Genomic DNA, 19,542 nt, shown 5'->3' on the forward strand with positions numbered 1-19,542 from the left:
CTCCCCCTCTCCGTCCGATACCGTCAGCTACTCGTCGTCCAGAGCAAGTCTCGATCGCCGCGAACGTGAACGACAATTGCGACAATTGCATATTTCCGCTTTTCGGGGAGTCCTATTCGATGGATATGGACGAACCTGCCATTCAGCGCGGGGGCTTTGCACATGCCATCGTCTCGAAAGACTTCCTCAGGTGCTGAGGGCCGTTCCGGGCAGCAAGGTGGCCGTGACCTATTTCGAGTGATCGATGTCAGGCGACGAGAAGTCATCATTCCATGGCGCGTGATCGACAGCCCGGAATCGGCGGATGCCGAGGCTGCCGAGATCATGAAAACGCCGGTTCGTCGAGGTTCGAGTACCTCGATTTCCGGCGCGATTTATTTCGTGTGCAGCTGTTTGAAGAGAACCCCTACGCGGGGTTGCAGCGCGTCATCGATATTTCCGGCGATGGGCCGAACAACGACGGAGCCCCCGTAACCGGCGCGCGCGACGCTGCCCTGGAGAAAGGCATCATTATTAATGGCCTCCCGATCATGGTGAAGGAGCCATCCCTCTCGACCATGCACTGCTTGAGATCTCGCGTTTGAGCTACCGACGACCGGCACATCAGCGCTCGCAGTCCTCGTCGAGCAGGCCCGCAAGAGGACGTTTCGAGTTTGGACCGAGCAATCGCTGTTCCATCTCAAAGACGCGCTCAAGCGCCGCGGTTATACGGGATATCGTCCTTCAAGGAGTTCATGTCGAATTATCTCTTCCTTTAACTGATGCTCCGCCTCGAGATACAATTCCCGGTCTCTTCCTTGTGGCATGCCGACTTGTTCCCACAATTGGTAGGCGCGGCGCTCGACGTCCTCCTGTTTCGGACTTAGCATTTGCGCTCCTCCTGGCAAATGAGCGGCAACTGAGGGGCGTGCTCCTATCTGGCATGCTGTTGCGCGAATACCTGGAGCGCATCGATGATGTGCGACGAATGCGTCACGAAACCAAAGCACTTCTTAACGTTGAAGATAGTTGCTTCAACGCAGAAGGTCGGCGACGTCGTTGCGCAGCAGTCTTCGACCAGGAGGCAACCGTAGCCGAGGAAATTTGCGTCGGTGAGCGAATGCAGCACGCATTGATCGGTGTTGACACCGGCAAACAGGATCGTTTTCGTTCCGAGATTGCGCAGAATGCTATCTAGCGGCGTGTCCCAGAAGCCGCTGATCCGGTATTTGTCGACGTGAATGTCCTCGGGCTCCTGTTTCAATTCATCGACAACAGCCGCGGCCCAACTGTCCTTCTGCAACACTCGCGCGCCACTGCCCGGCAACGCCTCGCCAAGACCGATGCCGACGCCCTTTGGTTTGTACAGATGGAGCTGGTTGGGCGCCATGTTCTTGAGATCGGGCCGATTGCCCCAGTTCAGCCAGATGATGTGCACGCCGGCGTTCCTCAACACCGGGAGAAGCTTCTGTAGCGGCCCGATCGGCTCCCGATCGGGCGTGTGATCGACGCCCAGATGGTCGACCCATCCTCCCTTCGCGCAGAAGTCGTTCTGCATATCGACAACGATGAGAACGGTGCGGTGCAGGTCAACCGTCACCGTTTGAGGCTGCGCATCGATCGTAACCACTTTGGGCGGCGGCGGCGCCATCGCCATGTTGACGTTGTTGTTGTCGACCAGCCATTTGTAGCCTGGAGCAGATCCAAGAGGATTTGCGGTGCTGGGCGAAGCGGATTCCGCGGCCCTTGCTAAAGTGGAACTCGTCATCGGACCTTCCTCCCTTGCATATGCTTTCTTGAAGGCTATTACGATCAGCCGCCGCGTTCGAACGGAACGGTCAGGGCTGAGGGCTGTCTACTCTTTCCGACGAAGCCCGCGATGGCGATCAGCGCGAGCAAATATGGCAGCAACAACAGAAGCGCGACCGGCACATCAAGTTGCAGCGCCGGCACCAGGAACTGCAGCGCGGTCGCGAAGCCAAATAGCAGGCACGCCGCTAGCGTGTACCAGGGGTTCCAGCCGCCGAAGATCACGGCCGTGATCGCGAGATAGCCTGCTCCCTTGGTCATGTTCTCGGTAAACGTATTGCTGTCTGCAACTGACATGAACGCTCCACCGAGGCCTGCCAGGATGCCTGCGTACAGCACGCCGAGATAGCGCGTCCTCGTCACGCTGATGCCCGCCTTGTCCGCGGCGCGTGGATCCTCGCCGACCGCCCGCACCGCCAGCCCGAAGGATGTGTACTTCAGGAGCAGCCACGTCACGATGACGAACAGGATGCTGACATAGGCAAGGCCGGTCTGGTTGGCTAACGCTGGCCCGATCACCGGGATACTGGCGAGCCATGGCAGATTGAGCTGCGCGAATCCCGGAATCGGATCGCGCGACAGCGGCCCGAAGATCTCGCGGTAGAGAAACGTTGTTGTTCCCAGCGCCAGGATGTTGAACCCGATTCCGACCACGAGTTGATTGGCCCGCAACGTAACGCTCAGTACCGCCTGAACCCCCGCAACCGCGGTCGCGACCAGTACTCCGGCCGCCACGCCGGCGAGCGGCGAGCCAGTCGCCCATGACGCCAGCGCCGCGGTGAAGGCCGACATCAGCATCATGCCGTCGAGGCTGAGATTGAGGACACCGGCGCGCTCGCTCAGCATCTCGCCCGTTGCGGCGAATATGATCGGGACGGCGAGGCGAAGTCCGGAGCCGATGAACACAGCCATTTGTTCGTCAATCATCGGGGCACCTTCCGGTTGGTGAGGATCGCGGAGCCTGCAATGATGATGACGATCAGGCCCTGGCAGATCAGGACGACGGCAGATGGGACATGCGCCGAGATTTCCATGTTGATGGATCCCGATCGCAGGAAGCCGAACAGCAACGCGCCGATCACGACGCCGACGGCCGAGCCGCGCGACAGCAGGCCGACCACCAGGCCATCAAATCCGTAACCGGACGAGAAATCGCTCGTCAGATAGAACTGCTGGCCAAGAATCATGATCGCACCGCCGAGACCGCCAAGGCCGCCGGACACCGTCATCGCCAGGATGACGTAGAAGCTCGTCCGCAAGCCAGCGCGGCGTGAGGCCGTCGTATTCAGGCCGACGGCACGCAGTCGCAGGCCGAGCGTGCTGTGCTTGAGCACCAGCCACACCACGACGATCGCGATCGCCGCAATCAGCAATCCGATATGAAGCGGAGATCCGTTATCCGGGAAAAGCAGCGGCAGCTTGGTCGAATCCGGGATCTCCGGCGATTCCGGCAATGACGACACATCGCTGATCGGCTTGCGCAGCAGGTGGAAGGACTCGACGGACCAGTACACCAGAGGCAGCGCAATGAAGCTGAGCAGCAAAGTGCTAATGACCTCGTTGGTGCCGCGTGCGGCCTTGAGAAAGCCCGCCAGGCCGCCCCAAACGGCGCCGGCGGCCGTCCCCACGGCGAGCGGGACGGTGAACGCCAGTCCCAGCGGCAGGCCGCCGGCGCCATGCAGGGCCGCGGCCGTCGCGAACATGCCACCCATCGCGATCTGCCCCTCGCCTCCCACATTGGTCAGGTTGGCGCGGCTCGCAAAAATGAAGCCGAGGCCGACCAGCGCGAGGCTGATCGCGCGATTGATCGACGCACCGATGTTGAAATCGCTTCCCGCCATGCCGTCCCAGAAGGCTTCGACCGCCTCGGCGACCGACGCGCCGGTGGCAGCGATGATCAGCAGGCCGATCCCGAGCGCGATCACGGTCGACACCACCGGAACCAGCACCTGCAACGGCACGAAATCGAGTTTGGCGCCCTGCGCGACCCGCGCAAGCTTCGGATTTTTCATGACCATGGCGAACCTAGACATGCGCGTGCCCCGACATCATCGCCCCGATCGCCTCGCGGCTGAACGACCCGGCCGCAAGTTCGCCAACCAGCTTTCCGCGGTAGATCACCGCGATCCGATCCGACACCGCCATCAGCTCCTCGAGCTCGCTGGAGATCAAGAGCACTCCAAGTCCGTCATCGCGGGCGGCGCGGATGCGATTGTAAACGGCCTCGATCGCGCCAACGTCGAGCCCTCGCGTCGGCTGCGCCGCGAGCAGGAACACCAGCGGATCGAGCGAGAGCTCGCGTGCGAGCACCGCCTTCTGCTGATTTCCGCCGGAGAGGCTCGCCATCGAGACATCCGGGCTGCTTGCCCGCACGTCGAACTCGCGCATCATCGCCTCGGCCGCCTTGCGGCGCGCCGACTTGTCGAGCAGCCCGAAACGGCTGAACTTTCCGATCTCCCCGAGGAACAGATTCTCGGCGACCGACAATTCCTTGATGCAGGCCACCGCGTGGCGGTCCTCGGGAACGATGCCGACACCGGCGTCTGTGATCTCCTGCGGCGTGCAGCCGTTCACCCGCGCGCCGCCGACGACGATCGTGCCTTCGCTCTGCGAGGCGAGGCCAGCCAGGATCAGACCCAGTTCGGTCTGACCGTTGCCCTCCACGCCGGCGATCCCGACAATCTCTCCCGCACCGACCGACAGACTGAGGCCGTCGAGCCTCGCCACGCTGTGCGCATCGCGGTAGACGAGATCGAAGATCTCAAGCACCGTTTGACGCCGCCTCTGGGCCGGCGCAGGCTCCTGTATTGCCGGCACCTTGCCTTCGACGTCGATGGCCGCGGCGAGTACCGAACCAGCCGACTGAACATCGCGGCCGACCATGGAGCGCACCAGCGAGCGGATGTCCGCACCGGCCATCGCCACCGTCTCGACGATCCGGCCCTGCCGCAGCACGGTCGTGCGATCGGCCACCCGGCTGATTTCGCCGAGCTTGTGCGTCACCAGGATCACGGACTTTCCGCGCAACGCCACCTGGCGGCAGATCGCCAGCAACGAGTCGATCTCGCCCGGCTGCAGAACGGCGGTCGGCTCGTCGAGCACGAGCAGTTGCGGATCGCCAAGCAGGCACTTGATGATCTCGACCCGCTGCCGCTCGCCGACCGACAGATCCTCGATCAGCGCCTCGGGCGCGATTTCAAGCCCGTATTCCGCTGCAATCTGCTCCATCCGCACGGTGATATCTTGCGGCTTCAGGACCGCGTTGGCGCGGCCCAGCATGAGGTTCTCGGCCACGCTCATATTGGGCACCAGGCTGAAATGCTGGTGTACCATCACGACGCCGCGCTGGAGCGCTTCCGCCGGACCGCGGGGATGGAACGATTCTCCGCCCAGCGTCATCGTTCCGGCATCGGGCCGGTGCACCCCGAAGACCAGGTTGCACAAGGTCGATTTGCCGGCGCCGTTCTCGCCAAGCAGGCAGTGCACCTCGCCGCGCTCGATTCCTAACGAAACGTCGTCGAGCGCGGTGAAAGCGCCGAACCGCTTGGTCAGGCCAGACATTTCGAGAACAGCCACGGTCAACCCACCTTGACTTTGATCTTGTTCGACAGCAGATCGTCCTTGAGCTCCTTGATCTTCGCCTGGATCTCGGGCGTTGCGCCGGTACAGATCTCGATGTCGGCCGAACGCGGCCCCATGGCGAGACCGAACTGCTTGTATTCCGGGTGCCACGTCCCGGCGACAGCCTGGTCGATAGCGTACTCGACCATGAACCCGATGCCGCTGACCGTGTAGGCGATGTAGAGCGGGTTGTTGTCGGAGCAGTAGTTGGTATAGCTCCCAATCATCCTGGTTCCCTTCTCGCGCGCCGCCTGCTCCATTCCGCGCACGCCGAGATTGAGGATGTTGTAGTGAACGTCGGCGCCTTGCGCGATCGCGGCAAGGGTTGCTTCCTTTGCCTTGGCGACGTCGTCAAAGTCGCCTGTGTAGGTCACGAAGCTTTTTGTATCCGGCTTGACGTATTTGGCGCCGTTCGCGAATTCCGTTCCGGTGTTGACGATGGCCGGAATCTCGAGGCCGCCGACATAGCTCACCGCGCCGTTCTTCGACATCATCGCGGCGACCGCGCCGGCGATGAAACCGATCTGGGCCTGCAGCACGTCGTATTGCGCGACATTGTCTGTCGGCTGTCCCGTCGGGCCGACGATGGAAAACTTCACCTTCGGGAATCGCTTGGCGACCTTGAGCACCGACGCCTGGGTCTGCCCGGCAGCGCCGATCACCATATCGTTCTTGCTGGCAAGCGTGACGAGCGCCTGCTCCATGTCGGCGAACTTTACGTTCTCGATCGACGTGATCACGACCTTCTTGCCGTGGTGCTGCTCGGCCGCCTTCATGCCGTCATAGGCCGACTCCATCCAACCATGGTCGGCTCTCGACCCCGGAATGAGAATGCCGATGCGGAGCGGCTTTTCATCGGCGAAGGCGAGCCGACCTGACGATCCGATCCAGGCAACCGAAAGCAGGCCGGTCTGCAGAAATGCACGACGGGTACCGTTCATGTGTTTCCTCCTATTCGTTTCCGGTGTTGCCGCGGTTTTTATTGCGGCATTTTTTGTATCGGCGACGCGACCAGCGACCGCGCCGACGTCTTAGATTCGCAGCAGGGTCATTTCGCAGCCATCGTCGCGAACGCGCCGACGGCATCGACAAAGCACTTCATCGGCGCCTGCACGACGCCCGCGCCGATGATTCCCATGCCCGGCTCCTTGTGCGCAGTTGCGGTGTTGATGACCGGCCGCTTGCTCTCGTCCACGACCTTGCGGATATCGATACCGACCGGAGCGCCGATGAAGTCGAGCATTGGCAAGGTGAAGCCGGGGTTGCGGCCGATCGTGACGTGCGCCATCTCGCGCGAATAGCGCAGGGCGTCCTGCGGCGTGCCGCCGACGAACTGGACCATCGCGGGTGCCGCCGCCATTGCAAACGCGCCGAGCCCAGCGGTCTCGGTGATCGCGCTGTCGCCCATATCGGGATTGGCGTCCGCCTCGCTGAATCCGGGCAGGAACAGGCCGACCGGGATGTCGGCCGGCCCGACGAACCATTGCCCGTTCAGTCCGCTCACCCTGATGCCGACATTGACGCCGTTCCGCGCCATTGCCGTAACGATGCTGCTGAACGGCACGCCGTGCGCGGCATCCATGGTCGCCTTGCAGGCCGCCATCGACAGGCTCAGGAAGAACATGTCGTCCGCGCCGATCGTCCGTAGCGTCTCGTGGACGATGTCACGAGAGATCGAGGACTTGAGCAGCGATTCCGTGACGGCGCGATACAGCAGCAGGGTTGCGGCCGTGTTGCGGTTGTGGACGTCGTCGCCCATGTGCAGCGACTGCGACATCAACGGCTTCAACGGCAGCCCACCGTCAATGCCGACAACGGCGCCCTTCAGACATGGGGCCAGAACATTCTCGATGAGCTTGAGGCCTTCTATCACCTCCGGAGCGAAAGCGCCGAAACGCAGTGTTTTGGCACCGCCCGATTCCATCATCGGTGCATAGGCGCGGTTCCCTGTGTTCTTGTTCAGCACCACGAAGAGTGGCATCGAGGGCGAGATGATCCCGGTCATCGGACCGACCGCGCCGAATTCATGGCACGGCGCAAAGCGAATGCTGCCGCCGGCGGCGAGTTGCTCCGCCTCCGCCGGGGTCGCCGCCCATTTCTCGTAGAGAATTGCGCCGACGACGGCCCCCTTCATAGGGCCGCACATATCGTTCCAGGCGATCGGCGGACCGGCATGCAGCAGCGTCCAGCCCATGTCCGGCCAGACCTCTGATGCATGCGCCGCGACATCGACCCATACCGGCTGCGCGGCCAGGATACGCTCGAGCACTGCCGCATTGGCGCGATCGATCCGCGACCCCAGGCAATCCGCATCGCCGGCATCGCCAACCAGTTGCGCGAGGGACCAGGCGACCTCGGGACTTCCGTCGCCGACCGGCTGCCACTGCAGACGCACCAGCGGAGCACCGCTGCTTTCGACACCACGATCGAGGTCGGCGGCGCCGAGGCTGATGACGGATGTTTTGTTCCGGAGAGCCGAGGGAGCTGCGTTCATCATCGTTCTCCACCTTGCATCGCACGACGCCCAGTGGCGCTGCCGTTCTCCGCCATGCGGCGCGCGATGGCTAGCGCGGAAAGGGCTGCGCCCGTGCTGCTGCCGACAATCTCGGCGCCGGCATCCGCCAGGGTGGCTTTCTGGGTCTCGAAGGGCTGCGGATCCGCATCCGTGCCGCAGACGAAGCAGACCACGGGAAGCTCCCGCCCCTTCGCTTTCGCAGCCGCCTTCGCGCGGCGGATGGCCGGAGTCAGGATTTCCGCCGGATTCGGATGGCTGCCGTAGCCCAGCACGACGTCCAGGACGATGCAGGCAACGGTCGGATCGTCTGCTTCCTTGAGCAGCCGTTCGATCCGCACGCTATAGTCGATCATCGGATGTGGACGCCCCACCGTGAATTCGTCGCTGCCAAGATCGATCGCCGTGTGCCCTTGGCTCTCTTCCACGTCGGCCAGCCGATCGGCTTCTGCAAGCGGCGCGTTCGACCGGGCACGGATACCTGCCGCCTGCCAAATGGTCTGGGCCTCCGAGCAGAACGTTCCGCCGGAATAGAGACCGCGCAGATGGCGCTGCGAGGGTGTCAGCAACTCACAAATCCTCGTTGCCAGCTTTTCAATGGCCTGTTCGTCACTCCCGAGTTCGCGCGCTCCCGCAAGAGCAACGGCCTGCCTCGCGGTTTCCTCGAGCGACGACGTGCGGTGAACATTGCCGGTAGATGCCGCCGGCTCGCCACCGAGGAAGCAGATGACGACCGGCTTTCCGATCGCGCTGGCGCGATCGATCACCCGTTTCTGTACATCTGGTGCAGGAGGCTTGGAGACGATGGCGATAACTTTCGTCTGCTCGTCCGCGGCCAGCAGCTCCAGGCCCTGCAACATGGTGATGCCGCCGACCTGGCTCGATACGTCATGGCTGCCGGTGCCGATGGCCTGCGATATACCCTGGCCATGGCGGTGTATCTGGCACATCACCTCCTGCAGGCCCGTTCCCGACGCTCCGACGAGCCCGATCAAGCCCCGCCGAACGACGTTCGCGAATCCAAGCGGGACGCCGTTGATGATTGCCGTGCCGCAATCCGGGCCCATGACCAGCAACCCCTTTCGCGCTGCAACACGTTTGATGGCCTGCTCCTGTTCGATCGGCACGTTGTCGCTGAATAGCAGTACGTTCAGGCCCTGGCGCAGCGCCTTCAAGGCTTCCGCCGCGGCATAGGGGCCCGGCACCGAGATCAGTGCGAGGTCGGCATGATCGGCAATCGCGATACCGCCGGAGATTGATCGCGGCGGCGCGGCGGCGGTCGCTTCGGTCGACCCGTCCTTCGGCTCTTCGCCGGCGATCAGGGAGTGAATCTCCCGCTCCGCGGCTGCGAGCTTTTCCGGCGAGTCATCCGCCACGACGATCATGATATCGCCCGGCTTGGCGCTATCGAGCGCCGGACTCATCAATCCAGCCTGCTGCAGGAACTCCTTGTTGCTCCGCGTTCCCATCAGCAGCGTCACCCGCTGCACGCCGCTTCGCGCGACCGTGACCTGTGAGATCCGCATCAACGATACGGAATCCTTGTACAGGTTCGCCCTTATGCTGGATTGGATGGCCATTGCCTTGTCGTTCCCTTGAATCCCGCAGGCTGCCGGTTGTACTTGTGTTTGAGCTTCAGCCAGCGGTTAGCTCGATCGCCTGATCAAAACGAGGCGCCAGTCGTGCGTCTCAACTACTCCAACTCGGTGAGCGCCGGCGCCATTGCGGCCTTGAAGGGTCGGCCGCCATCTTGCTCGACACTCAATACAGATTGGCGCCCGCGCCTGCGCCAATCCGGTTATTGAACGACGTGCGTCCCCGTCTCGCCCCGCAGCGCCGCCATGGCGCAATCGAGGTGACTGATGATTGCGCGCTTTCCGCCGCCTTCGAGAAACCGGATGGCCGCATCGACCTTGGGTCCCATGCTTCCAGGAGGAAAATGTCCCTCACGGTGGTAGGCCTTGATCTCCTCGAGGCTGACCTGACCCAGGTCCTTCTTGTTCGGCTTGCCGAAATTCACCGCGACGCGCGGAACTGCTGTCAGGATCAGCAACTCTTCGATGCCCAGCACATTCGCGATATGAGCGGATGTCAGATCCTTGTCGATGACTGCCGGCACGCCGGTGCGCACGCCCTTTGCGTCACGCACCACGGGAACGCCGCCGCCGCCGCCCGCAATGACGATCGTTCCGCGCTTGACCAATGCGTCGACCAGCGAGATGTCGCAGACATGCCTGGGCTTCGGCGATGGTACGACATGACGCCAGCCCCGCCCTGAATCCTCACGCATCGCCCAGTTGAGCTCGGCGCTGATCTTCTTGGCCTCGTCCTCGGAAAAGAACGGTCCGACGAACTTCGTCGGATTCTTGAACGCGGGATCGTCCTTGTCGACCTCTACCTGGGTGAGAAGGCTGGCCACATGTCGCCGATTGCCCTGTTCGCGCAGGGCATTCTCGATCGCCTGCATCAAGAGATAGCCGATGCCACCCTGGCTGTGCGCGACGCAGATGTCCATGTCCATCGGCGGAATTCGGCTCATCGTCAGCATCTGGCGCATCATGATCTTGCCGACGACCGGGCCGTTGCCGTGCGTGATGACCAGTTCATTGTCGAGTTGCGCAAGCGGCAGCAGCGCTTCCGCGGTTATCTGCGCGACGGACTTCTGCTCCTGGGAGGTGCCCCTGATGTCTTCGGGGTGAACCGCATTGCCGCCGATCGCAACCACCAGGCGGCGCGGCACATCATTGAGTGTACGCATTTCCTTACCTCCCTATGTTGGCGATGGCAACCGCGAGCTCGCACGCCTGAGAGTTCGACGGCGCGACGACGATTCCGGCCTGCTCCAGCTTCCGGACCTGTGCAGAACGGCCTTGCGGATCCTGCTCGGTGCCGACCACGGAGGCGATCAGCGCCGGAGCATACTGCCCGCGATCGGCGACGATCCCCGCCAGATGCCCGGCCGGGTCGGCATGCGCGCCGTAGCCGAGAACCAGATCGACCAGGATCACCGAAAGGTCGGGACTCCTGAGCGCGACCCGCAGTGCTTCATCGCGTACCGAGGGGTCGATCATGGGATGCGGCCGGCCGCGGGTATACTCGTCGTCGCCGAGATCGATCAGCCTGTCGCAGCCACCGCACGGCTCGGCGCCAAGCTTGGGCACGCCGGGAATGGCGGCGTTTGATGCCACCTTGCGGCCGGCGGCTGCGAGGATCACCTGCGCTTCGGCGCAAAGCGTTCCGCCCGCGAACAACCCTTCGATCCTGCCCCGGCCGCTCCGACGCGCAAGCCGTGACGCGGTTGCGCTCGCGTCGAACTCTGCTCCGATCTTCTTGTGTCCCAGCGCCAGCTCCGCGGCGCCCTTCAGCGTCGGCGAGAAGCGTGCGTTCGGCGGGAGGTCGATCTCCGAAGCACCGATGAAGCACACGGTGAACGACTTCCCGCTTCTGCCAATCCGCTCAAGGACGGACTTGGCGACATCAGGATGCGGCGGCTTCGAAATCAGCACCACGTGATCGGTTTCCGGATCGGAATCGAACGCATCGATCGCCATCAGCGTGGTGATGCCGCCGATGTCCTTCTTCAGATCGCGCCCGCCGACCCCAATGGCATGAGAGATTCCCGCGCCGGCTTCCGAGATCAGGCACGAGACCTCCTGCGTTCCGGTACCCGACGCGCCGATGATGCCGATCCTGCCGCGCCTGATCTTGTTGGCGAACGCCAGCGGTGCGCCGCCGATCACGGCCGTTCCGCAATCCGGTCCCATCATCAGGAGGCCGGCCGCCCGCGCCTGCTGCTTGAGCGACAATTCGTCCTCGAGGGACACGTTGTCGCTGAACATCAGGACATGGAGGCCGCGATTGAGCGCCTTGCGGGCCTCGGCGGCGGCGAACTCGCCGGGGACGGAGATCAGCGCAAGGTTGATCTCCGGCCTGACCTTCACGGCGGCGGCGATCGAGTGCGGCCGCCAGGCGGCCTGCGCCTCGCCCTTGGTCTTCGGTTTGTCGAGTGACTTGATCGCATGGTCGAGGGCTTCGCGGGCAGCGGACTCCGACTCGGCCTTGACCGCGATCACGAGGTCATTGCCCTTCACGGCAGTGCCCTCCTCCAGTAACCCCGCATTGCGCATGATCGCAGCGTTCGACGGAGTTCCCATCATCAACGCCGCCTCAATCACGCCGGGCGAGCCGGCCACCTCGCGCGACAGTCGCATCAGCGCGACCGAATCGAGATAGAATCCCTTGCGGACCTCGTTCAGGACAACGACGTTCATGACACACCCAAATCCTTGGCGATCGCAACGGTCGCCTGCTGGAAGCACGCCAACGGCGCCTTGACCACGCCGGCACCGACCTGCCCGATACCGGGCTCGCGATGCGCGATCCCTGTGTTGATGACGGGCACCACGCCGGAATCGACGACCAGGCGGATATCAATGCCGGTCGGCACGCCCGCAAAGTCCATTGCGGCGATGGTCCATTCCGGATTCTGGGCAACCGTGATCTCGCCCATCGAGCGAGTGAAATTGCCGGCCTCGGAAGGCGCGCCGGCACCCACGAAGCCTGCGACTGCCGGCGCCGCCGCCATCGCAAATCCACCCAGACCGATCGTCTCGACGATGGCGGAATCGCCCATGTCCGGATTGGCGTCCATCTCGGAATAGCCGGCGAAATACAGCCCCTCCGGCATTTCGACCGGCGCAGTGAACCATTGTTCGCCGAGCCCGCTGACGCGGATTCCGAAATCGGTGCCGTTGCGGCACATGGTGGTGACGATGGTCGAACCACGAATGCCGTTCGCGGGATCAGTGATCGCCTTGCCCATCGCCATCGCGATGTTGAGGAAGAACTGATCGTTCTGCCCAATGAACGCGAGACATTCGGCGAGAACCGCGTTGTCGGTCGAGGTCCGCGCCATCCAGGGCGCGATCTCACGAAGGAAAACGCTCGAGCAGGCGAGATTGCGCTGATGCAGCTCGTCGCCCATCGACAAGCCCCGCGCGACGATCGATTTCAGGTCGATGCCGCCGGCGGCACGGATCGCCTTGCCCAGCGTTGGCCCAAACACGTCGCGCAACCAGGCGAGCCGCTTCAGCACGCTCGCGTCGTTGCCGCCGAAGCGCATCACCTTCCCGAGCCCCTCGTTGATCGCGCAATAGGCGCGGTTGGAGAAGCGCGCGTTCTCGACCACGAACAACGGCATCGACATCGTCGTCATGCCGGTCATCGGGCCCACCGCCCCGAAGTGGTGGTTCGGGTGAAATTCGATCTCGCCACTGGCGGCGAGCTTGGTCGCAGTCGGCAGATCCTTCGCCCATCCCTCGAACACGATGGCGCCCGCGACGGCACCGCGCATCGGGCCGCACATCCTGTCCCAGGAGATCGGCGGTCCGGCGTGGAGGATCATCCGTTCGCGCAAGCCCGGGATCAATTGGCGGGCGGGAACGATGTCGATCAGCCGCGGCTCTCCTTCGAGGATCCGGGTCAGCGCCTGCTGGTTTGCATCTTCGATCAGCTTCATCGGTGCGCCCTCACACACCGAGCTTCGCCAGCAGGGCCGCCATCTGCGGATCTCCGCCCGCCGACGGCTTCCAGTCGACGTGAACGACATCGAGGCCGCAGTCGCGGAGGTCCTTCACGAAGCCCTCAAGCCCGACATTTACAACTGCGACCTTGCGCGCCAGCAACTGCTGATACTGCGGCCTCTCCTGATCCGTCATCGTTTCTGCCCTAACATAGTTCGTTTTTGTTAGGTCGAGTTAATAAGAAAACACTTACTTAGTCAAGGCCCGATTCTCGGGAAATGCGAACCTCGATCGCGAAGGGAATCCCGCTTAAAAAAAAAGTGCTCCGAACTTCGTTCGGAGCAGTTTGGGAGAACTCGAAATTCGATCGGCGACGACGTCATCGCTCGCGAAGGGCGTGGCGCAGGACGATCAGACTGCCGGCAAACGCGTCCAGTCCGGATGTATGCCCGACCGCCGTCAGGGCCGTGAGGGTGCGACGAAATCCGGCGATCTCGCTGCTCATCGTTGCGTGAATGGCAGCGTGCAGTGCCGCCGCGCCGTAACCCAGCGCCGCCGCGCGCAGATGTATTCGGCTGATGTCGTTGGTGCCTTCGAGCAGCGCGCGGCATTGCTCCCACAACGCATCGCGACATTCGATGCGCCCCAACGCAGCCAACGCAATCAGCGCACCGCCGATCAGATCGTCGCCGGACGGCGTAAGCCCCGGACCGAGACCGATCAAGCTCCCAAGCCCCGAGTTTCGATCCGCATCGCCATCGGAGCCAGCCAGGACTCGCTCCAGAGCTGCGAGACCGGGCATGGCAGCCCGAACGAGGAGAGAAGCGTCGCTCGGAACACGTCCGGCGCCGGCCACCGCAAGGCCATCCGAAATCGGATCACTGCCCCAAACCGCATCGACCGCCTCGAGGCCGGATCGCAGACTGCTCTTGGACCAATGCGGCGCAGCCCGCGGCGCCCAGACCGACCGCGAGGCCAGATTTGCGAGCGGCACCCCTGCGATCCACAGAATGGAGTCCGCGACCCACACCGGATCGCCGACCGCCAGTCCCGGCCATCGGAAGTCGCCGAGCACGTGCAACGGACCCGATCCGATGCCGGACTGTCCAACGCATATCCAGATTCCGTCGATGACGGCGTAGAACGAACGCTCGAACACCGCGACGACATGGCCCGCGGCGCGATCCCGAAGCGCCCGATCGGCAAGAAGTCCCACTTCCACACCGGCACAGATCGTCGCTGCAGGCTCAGGGCGCCGCTCGCCTGGCGCGCCCACGCAAGCCGGCTTCCTCCCGTCAGCTTCGCGGCCTCCGACAAACATCCGCCCTCGCCTCCCTCAGCGCGCCTGGGCCGCAATCCGTTGCGGCGCGCCAGCCCGGGCCTCGCCGCCCAGATAGGCCGCCTCAAGCAGCGGATCCTCGGCGATGATGTCGGCAGCGCCGCTCTTCAGGATCGCACCGGTTTCCAAGAGATAGGCCCGGTCGGCCAGCGCGAGCGCGTGGCCAGCCATCTGATCGACCACGATGATGGTCATGCCCTCACTCCGCAGCCACTCGAAGGACGCAAACAGTTCATCGACGACAAGCGGCGCCAACCCGAGCGACGGCTCGTCCAGCATGAAGATCTTCGGTCCGGTCAGAAGCCCGCGCGCGACCGCGAGCATCTGCTGCTCGCCTCCGGACAACAGGCCGGCACGCTGGTCGATACGCTCCTTCAGCCGCGGAAAGTGCACGAACATCGCCTCGATCTCTGCATCGAGGTCGAGGCCCTTGCGCGCATAGGCGCCGAGCTGAAGGTTCTGCTTCACCGTCAGCTCCGGAAATACCTGCCGCCCTTCCGGCACCAGTACGACGCCTGAGCGGGCACGAACATGCGCGGGCATCCTGTCGATGCGGGTCTCGGCGAGCCGGACTTCGCCCGTGGATCGCGGCGGTTCGAGACCGGCGATCGACCGCATCAGGGTGGTCTTGCCGGCGCCGTTCGCGCCGAGCACGGCGACCGCCTCGCCTGGAGCGACCACAAGATCGATACCGTTCAAGGCGCGCGACAGGCCGTAGAACGAATCGAGGGTCTTGACCTCGAGTGCGGTGCCCTGCCGCGCCGGCCGCGGCGCGCGGCTCTTCTCACCCGGCGTGGCGTCGCCAAGATAGGCCTTGCGGACCAGCGGATCGTTGCGGATCGCCGCCGCATCGCCGATCGCGATGCGCTTGCCGCTGTCGAGCACGACGATGAGATCGCTCAGCGACATGATCATCGGCATGTCGTGCTCGACGATGATGACGGCAATCCCGAGATCGGCGATCCGGCGCAGCAGCGCGGTCAGGCGCTGCTTGTCGCCCTTCGATAGGCCGGCTGCGGGCTCGTCGAGCAACAGGATGTTGGGCCGCAACGCCAGGGCGCGCGCGATCTCGACCAGCCGCTTCTCGCCATGGGACAGCGAATCCGCAAGACGATCAACGTCGCCGTCGACACCGGCAAAGCGCAGCAGGAACCGCGCGAAACCCTCAGTCTCAGCGTTGCGCAGCGCGGAGACAATGCCGCCGAGACGTCCGACCCGCTCGGCCAGCAGGATATTTTCCAGGATCGTGAGCGAGCCGAACAGCTGCGTGGTCTGGAACGTGCGCGCCACGCCGACCCGTGCCAGCAAATGCGACGTCATGCCCGTGACATCGCGATTGCCGAGCTTCACCGTCCCCGCCTGTGGCCGATAGAAGCCGCAGAGCAAATTGAGCGCGCTGGTCTTGCCGGCGCCGTTGGGACCGATGATGCTGGTGACGGCACCGGGCGCTGCCCTGAACGATACGCCCTGGACGGCGCGCACGCCGCCGAACGAGATCGAGAGATCCGTTACGTCGAGTCCGGCAGCGCTGTGCGTCTCGAGGATCGCCGCATCGGCATTCGCCGCGATCGCGGGCTCCGCCATGGGCTTGCGCGCCGGCAGATATTTCGCCGCGAGCTGCTCCAGCATTCCGACGATGCCGGAAGGCGCCACCCGCAGCACGAGGAAGAGCAGCACGCCAAACGCCAGCAGCCGGTACTCCGCAAGATCAGACAACGTTTCCGGCAGCAGCACGACCAGCGCCGCGCCTAGCACCGGGCCGAGCGCCGAGCCAGCGCCACCGACCATCACGCCGAACAACAGCAATACCGATTGCAGGAACGGGAACGAGCTCGGACTGATATAGCCCTGCAGCGGCGCGAACAGCGCGCCGGCCAGCGCCATCGCGGCTGCCGAGATCACGAAGGCCACGGCGCGGACATGCACCAGATCGATGCCGAGCGAGCGCGTCGCGACCTCGGTATCGCGGGCGGCGCGCATGGCATAACCCCAGCCGCTGCGCTTCAACCGCTCGAACAGGATGAGGCCGGCAAACACCAGCACGATGCCCGCGATAGCAAGCGAACGCTCGGACAGCGCATAGCCGAACACGGTCGGCGGGGTGCTCAATACCAGGCCGTTGCCGCCGCCAGTGAGATCGCGCCACTCGATCGTGACATGTTCGACGATGAAGCCGAAGGCGATAGTCACCATGGCCAGATACGGCCCGCGCACACGTAGCGCCGGCATCGCAAGCAGGCCGCCGACGATGCTGACCAGGACGATGGCGCCCGCCGTGGCGGCGAGGTAGGGCCAGCCAGCCTTCTCCATCAGCAGCACGGTCGCGTAGGCGCCAATGGCCATGAAGCCGACATGTCCGAGCGAGATCTGGCCCGCGAGGCCAAGCAGGACGTTGAGGCCGATGCAGGCGATCGCCGTCAGCGAGATCGTCGCGATCAGGAACACCGCATAGCTGTCCGCGACCGCGGCATAGCCGATGGCAATCGCGAACGCCGCGACCGCAACGAGAAGGGACGCGCGAGAGATCATACCTTCTTAACTCCAGCTCGGCCGAGCAACCCGTGCGGCATGATGACGAGGATGACGATGACGGAAGCGAACGTGATGATCTGGGTGTAGACCGATCCGAGGTAGTTGGTCGCGAACACCTCGATCAGTCCAAGGCACAATCCGGCCAGCATGACGCCCCAGGCGCTGGCCAGGCCGCCGATGATCGCGGCGGCAAACGCCTTGATGCCGAACAGCGTGCCCATCTCGGACGAGACGTTGAACAGCGGCGCAATCAGCAGCGCGGCGACGCCGGCCAGCATGGTCGACACCGCGTAGCTTGCGGCAATGGCGCCGCTGACATTGATGCCCATCAGCCGTGCGGCGTTGGGATTTTGCACCACGGCAAGCATTGCGACGCCGTGCCGCGTGCGGCGGCTGATCAGATGCAGCGCCAGCGCAAGCAGAAGGCCAACCACGGGAATCAGGAGCTGCAGCGGGTAGACCCCGGCGCCCTCCACGATCTGGATCGGCTTGGCCGCGAGCATCGACGGGAAGCTGCGCGGCTCCTTGCCGAACACGAACAACATCAGATTGTCGACGACGATGCCGACCGCAACGGTCGCCATCAGCCAGTTGTCCGACCCGCGCTGCACGAACGGACGGACCGCGAATCGTTCAATCAGAACGCCGTAAACAGCGCAGACCAGCAACACCGCGGGGATGCCGATCGCGGCCGGCCAGCCCCACACGACGAGGAAGAAGTATCCGGCAACAGCCCCCAGGGTCATCGAGCTGCCTTGCGAGAAGTTGACCGTGCCGGACACGGCGTAAGTGACGTGAAAGCCCAGCGCGAGCAGACCGTACATGCTCCCCAGCGCCATTCCGGTTACTATCGCCGAAAGAAACGACATCGATGATCACCCCGATCTGCTTGCTGGACGACCGCTACCGTCAGTTCTTGAACGGCAGGATGTGGTTGTCTTCGAAACGGGCCCAGATGTAGTCCTGCGCCGTCAGCGCATCGTGCTTGTCCTGGGCGAACGGCTTCTCATAGGTCTTGATCAGGCCTTCCAGCCGGTCGATTCCGTAGAAGCCGTCGCGAATGGCAGTGGGGTCGGTACTACCGGCCTTCTGGATCGCGCGGGCGATCACGTTGATGCTGTCATAGGCGTTGGCGAAACCGACCGCCGGGGTCACGTCCGCGGGGCCTTTGATATCCGGATACTTCGCCTGCAGCCCGGCCAGGACGCGCTTGCCGACCGGCGAGAGCTCGCCAAAGAAGCTGTAGGTCTGGACGAAGATGACGCTCTTTGCGTTCGGTCCAGCAAGTTCCGTGAAGCGGCCGCCGGCCGGTCCCCAATGCGACACGATCGGCGGCGTCCAGCCCATGCGGTCGAGCGACTTCACGACCTGCGAAGACGGGCCGACATTGCCGACGAGAAACAGTACGTCGGCGCCGGCCTGCTTGAGGCGGGACAGCTGAGCGACGACATCGACGTCGTTGGGCTCGAACTTCTCGACGCCGGCCGGCTCGATACCGGCTCCCTTCATGGCGGCGCGCAAGCCGTGCTCGTTCGATTCGCCCCAGGGATTGTTGACGAGGATGAGGCCGGGCTTTTTAGCTCCGTAGGTCTTGCTCGCAAACTGAACGATCGCTTTGTCGACTTCGTCGTCCATCGCGGAGACGCGAAACACGTAGTTGGACGGAGCGCCGTTCTGCGTGATGTTGGTTCCGGCAGCCCATGGTACAACGAACGGCATCTTGACGTTATTGACGAACGGCACGATTGCAAGCTCGACCGGCGTATCGAGGCCGCCGAGCAGCACCGCGACCTTCTCGCGCTGAATGAGCTCCCGTGCGGCGATCAGCCCTTTCGCCGGGTTGCTTTCATCGTCACGGCGTACCAGCTCGAGCGGCCGGCCGAGCACGCCCCCCCTCGCGTTGATGTCCTCGATGGCGACCGTGGCGCCGCGGGTCAACGCTTCGCCGGCGCGCGCCGACTGCCCCGACAGTGCCGTGACCAGGCCGATCTTGATCGGCTCGGCAGCCTGCGCGCGCTGCGCGAGCGGCAGAGAGCCAATGAGAATGGCGAGCGCGCCCTGCAAGACGACGCGGCGCCGCAACCCGGTGATAGCGATACAAGCGTAGTTCATTTCTGCAATTCCTCCCGCTCCGACGGCTCCCGAGCCGCCTCTCGTCCGCTGCCGTCGTTTCCCGGTCTTGACGGAAGTAAAAACTTTCTTCACAAATCCACGAATGTCAAGCGGCG

The 19,542-nt window shown here is 63.8% G+C and carries 16 protein-coding genes and 1 pseudogene; 1 reads left to right on the top strand and 16 read right to left on the bottom strand.

The window, feature by feature from the left end; genetic code table 11:
- Positions 1–110: 110 nt before the first annotated feature.
- Positions 111–560, top strand: a pseudogene (locus SO156_RS06495) (DUF1194 domain-containing protein); the annotation flags it as partial.
- A 144-nt stretch (positions 561–704) separates the two neighbouring features.
- On the opposite strand, the gene SO156_RS06500 reads toward SO156_RS06495, so the two are convergent.
- From SO156_RS06500 to SO156_RS06575, 16 genes are all read right to left on the bottom strand, one after another.
- Positions 705–869, bottom strand: a complete 165-nt coding sequence (locus tag SO156_RS06500; RefSeq protein ID WP_498534233.1) for a DUF2934 domain-containing protein — start codon at positions 867–869, stop codon at positions 705–707.
- Between the two features lie 44 nt (positions 870–913).
- Entirely contained in the window at positions 914–1,747 is an 834-nt protein-coding gene (locus SO156_RS06505) for a cysteine hydrolase family protein (RefSeq protein ID WP_498534234.1), read from the bottom strand.
- A gap of 44 nt (positions 1,748–1,791) precedes the next feature.
- Positions 1,792–2,715 (bottom strand): ABC transporter permease, encoded by a 924-nt coding sequence (locus SO156_RS06510; RefSeq protein ID WP_498534235.1) that lies wholly within the window; start codon positions 2,713–2,715, stop codon positions 1,792–1,794.
- Positions 2,712–3,821 carry an ABC transporter permease gene (locus tag SO156_RS06515; protein WP_498534236.1) on the bottom strand — a complete coding sequence of 370 codons (1,110 nt, stop codon included), beginning with the start codon at positions 3,819–3,821 and terminating at the stop codon, positions 2,712–2,714. The genes SO156_RS06510 and SO156_RS06515 overlap by 4 nt, the downstream gene beginning before the upstream one ends.
- On the bottom strand, positions 3,814–5,364 hold the full coding sequence (locus SO156_RS06520; RefSeq protein WP_498534237.1) for an ABC transporter ATP-binding protein: 1,551 nt from the start codon (positions 5,362–5,364) through the stop codon (positions 3,814–3,816). Before SO156_RS06520 ends, SO156_RS06515 begins: the two co-directional genes overlap by 8 nt.
- Positions 5,365–5,366: 2 nt before the next feature.
- Entirely contained in the window at positions 5,367–6,350 is a 984-nt protein-coding gene (locus SO156_RS06525; protein WP_498534238.1) for a BMP family protein, read from the bottom strand.
- Positions 6,351–6,457: 107 nt separating this feature from the next.
- Positions 6,458–7,903 carry a YlbE family protein gene (locus SO156_RS06530; protein ID WP_498534239.1) on the bottom strand — a complete coding sequence of 482 codons (1,446 nt, stop codon included), beginning with the start codon at positions 7,901–7,903 and terminating at the stop codon, positions 6,458–6,460.
- Positions 7,903–9,501, bottom strand: a complete 1,599-nt coding sequence (gene fdrA, locus SO156_RS06535; RefSeq protein ID WP_498534240.1) for an acyl-CoA synthetase FdrA — start codon at positions 9,499–9,501, stop codon at positions 7,903–7,905. Before fdrA (SO156_RS06535) ends, SO156_RS06530 begins: the two co-directional genes overlap by 1 nt.
- A 218-nt stretch (positions 9,502–9,719) precedes the next feature.
- A complete protein-coding gene (gene arcC / locus SO156_RS06540; RefSeq protein ID WP_498534241.1) occupies positions 9,720–10,679 on the bottom strand; it encodes a carbamate kinase in 960 nt (319 codons plus the stop codon).
- A 4-nt stretch (positions 10,680–10,683) separates the two neighbouring features.
- Positions 10,684–12,192, bottom strand: a complete 1,509-nt coding sequence (fdrA, locus tag SO156_RS06545) for an acyl-CoA synthetase FdrA (RefSeq protein ID WP_498534242.1) — start codon at positions 12,190–12,192, stop codon at positions 10,684–10,686.
- Complete coding sequence (locus tag SO156_RS06550; protein WP_498534243.1) at positions 12,189–13,439, bottom strand: YlbE family protein; 1,251 nt, start codon at positions 13,437–13,439, stop codon at positions 12,189–12,191. Before SO156_RS06550 ends, fdrA (SO156_RS06545) begins: the two co-directional genes overlap by 4 nt.
- Before the next feature lie 10 nt (positions 13,440–13,449).
- The gene (locus tag SO156_RS06555; RefSeq protein ID WP_498534244.1) at positions 13,450–13,638 is read right to left on the bottom strand and encodes a hypothetical protein; all 189 of its coding nucleotides are present in this window, start codon (positions 13,636–13,638) and stop codon (positions 13,450–13,452) included.
- A gap of 184 nt (positions 13,639–13,822) precedes the next feature.
- Entirely contained in the window at positions 13,823–14,719 is an 897-nt protein-coding gene (locus tag SO156_RS06560) for an oxamate carbamoyltransferase subunit AllH family protein (RefSeq protein ID WP_498534245.1), read from the bottom strand.
- A gap of 60 nt (positions 14,720–14,779) precedes the next feature.
- A complete protein-coding gene (locus SO156_RS06565; protein WP_498534246.1) occupies positions 14,780–17,311 on the bottom strand; it encodes a branched-chain amino acid ABC transporter ATP-binding protein/permease in 2,532 nt (843 codons plus the stop codon).
- On the bottom strand, positions 17,308–18,183 hold the full coding sequence (locus SO156_RS06570) for a branched-chain amino acid ABC transporter permease (protein WP_498534247.1): 876 nt from the start codon (positions 18,181–18,183) through the stop codon (positions 17,308–17,310). Before SO156_RS06570 ends, SO156_RS06565 begins: the two co-directional genes overlap by 4 nt.
- Before the next feature lie 40 nt (positions 18,184–18,223).
- Positions 18,224–19,426 carry an ABC transporter substrate-binding protein gene (locus SO156_RS06575; RefSeq protein WP_498534248.1) on the bottom strand — a complete coding sequence of 401 codons (1,203 nt, stop codon included), beginning with the start codon at positions 19,424–19,426 and terminating at the stop codon, positions 18,224–18,226.
- Positions 19,427–19,542 lie beyond the last annotated feature (116 nt).

The sequence above is a fragment of the Bradyrhizobium sp. UFLA05-125 genome (assembly GCF_059803515.1).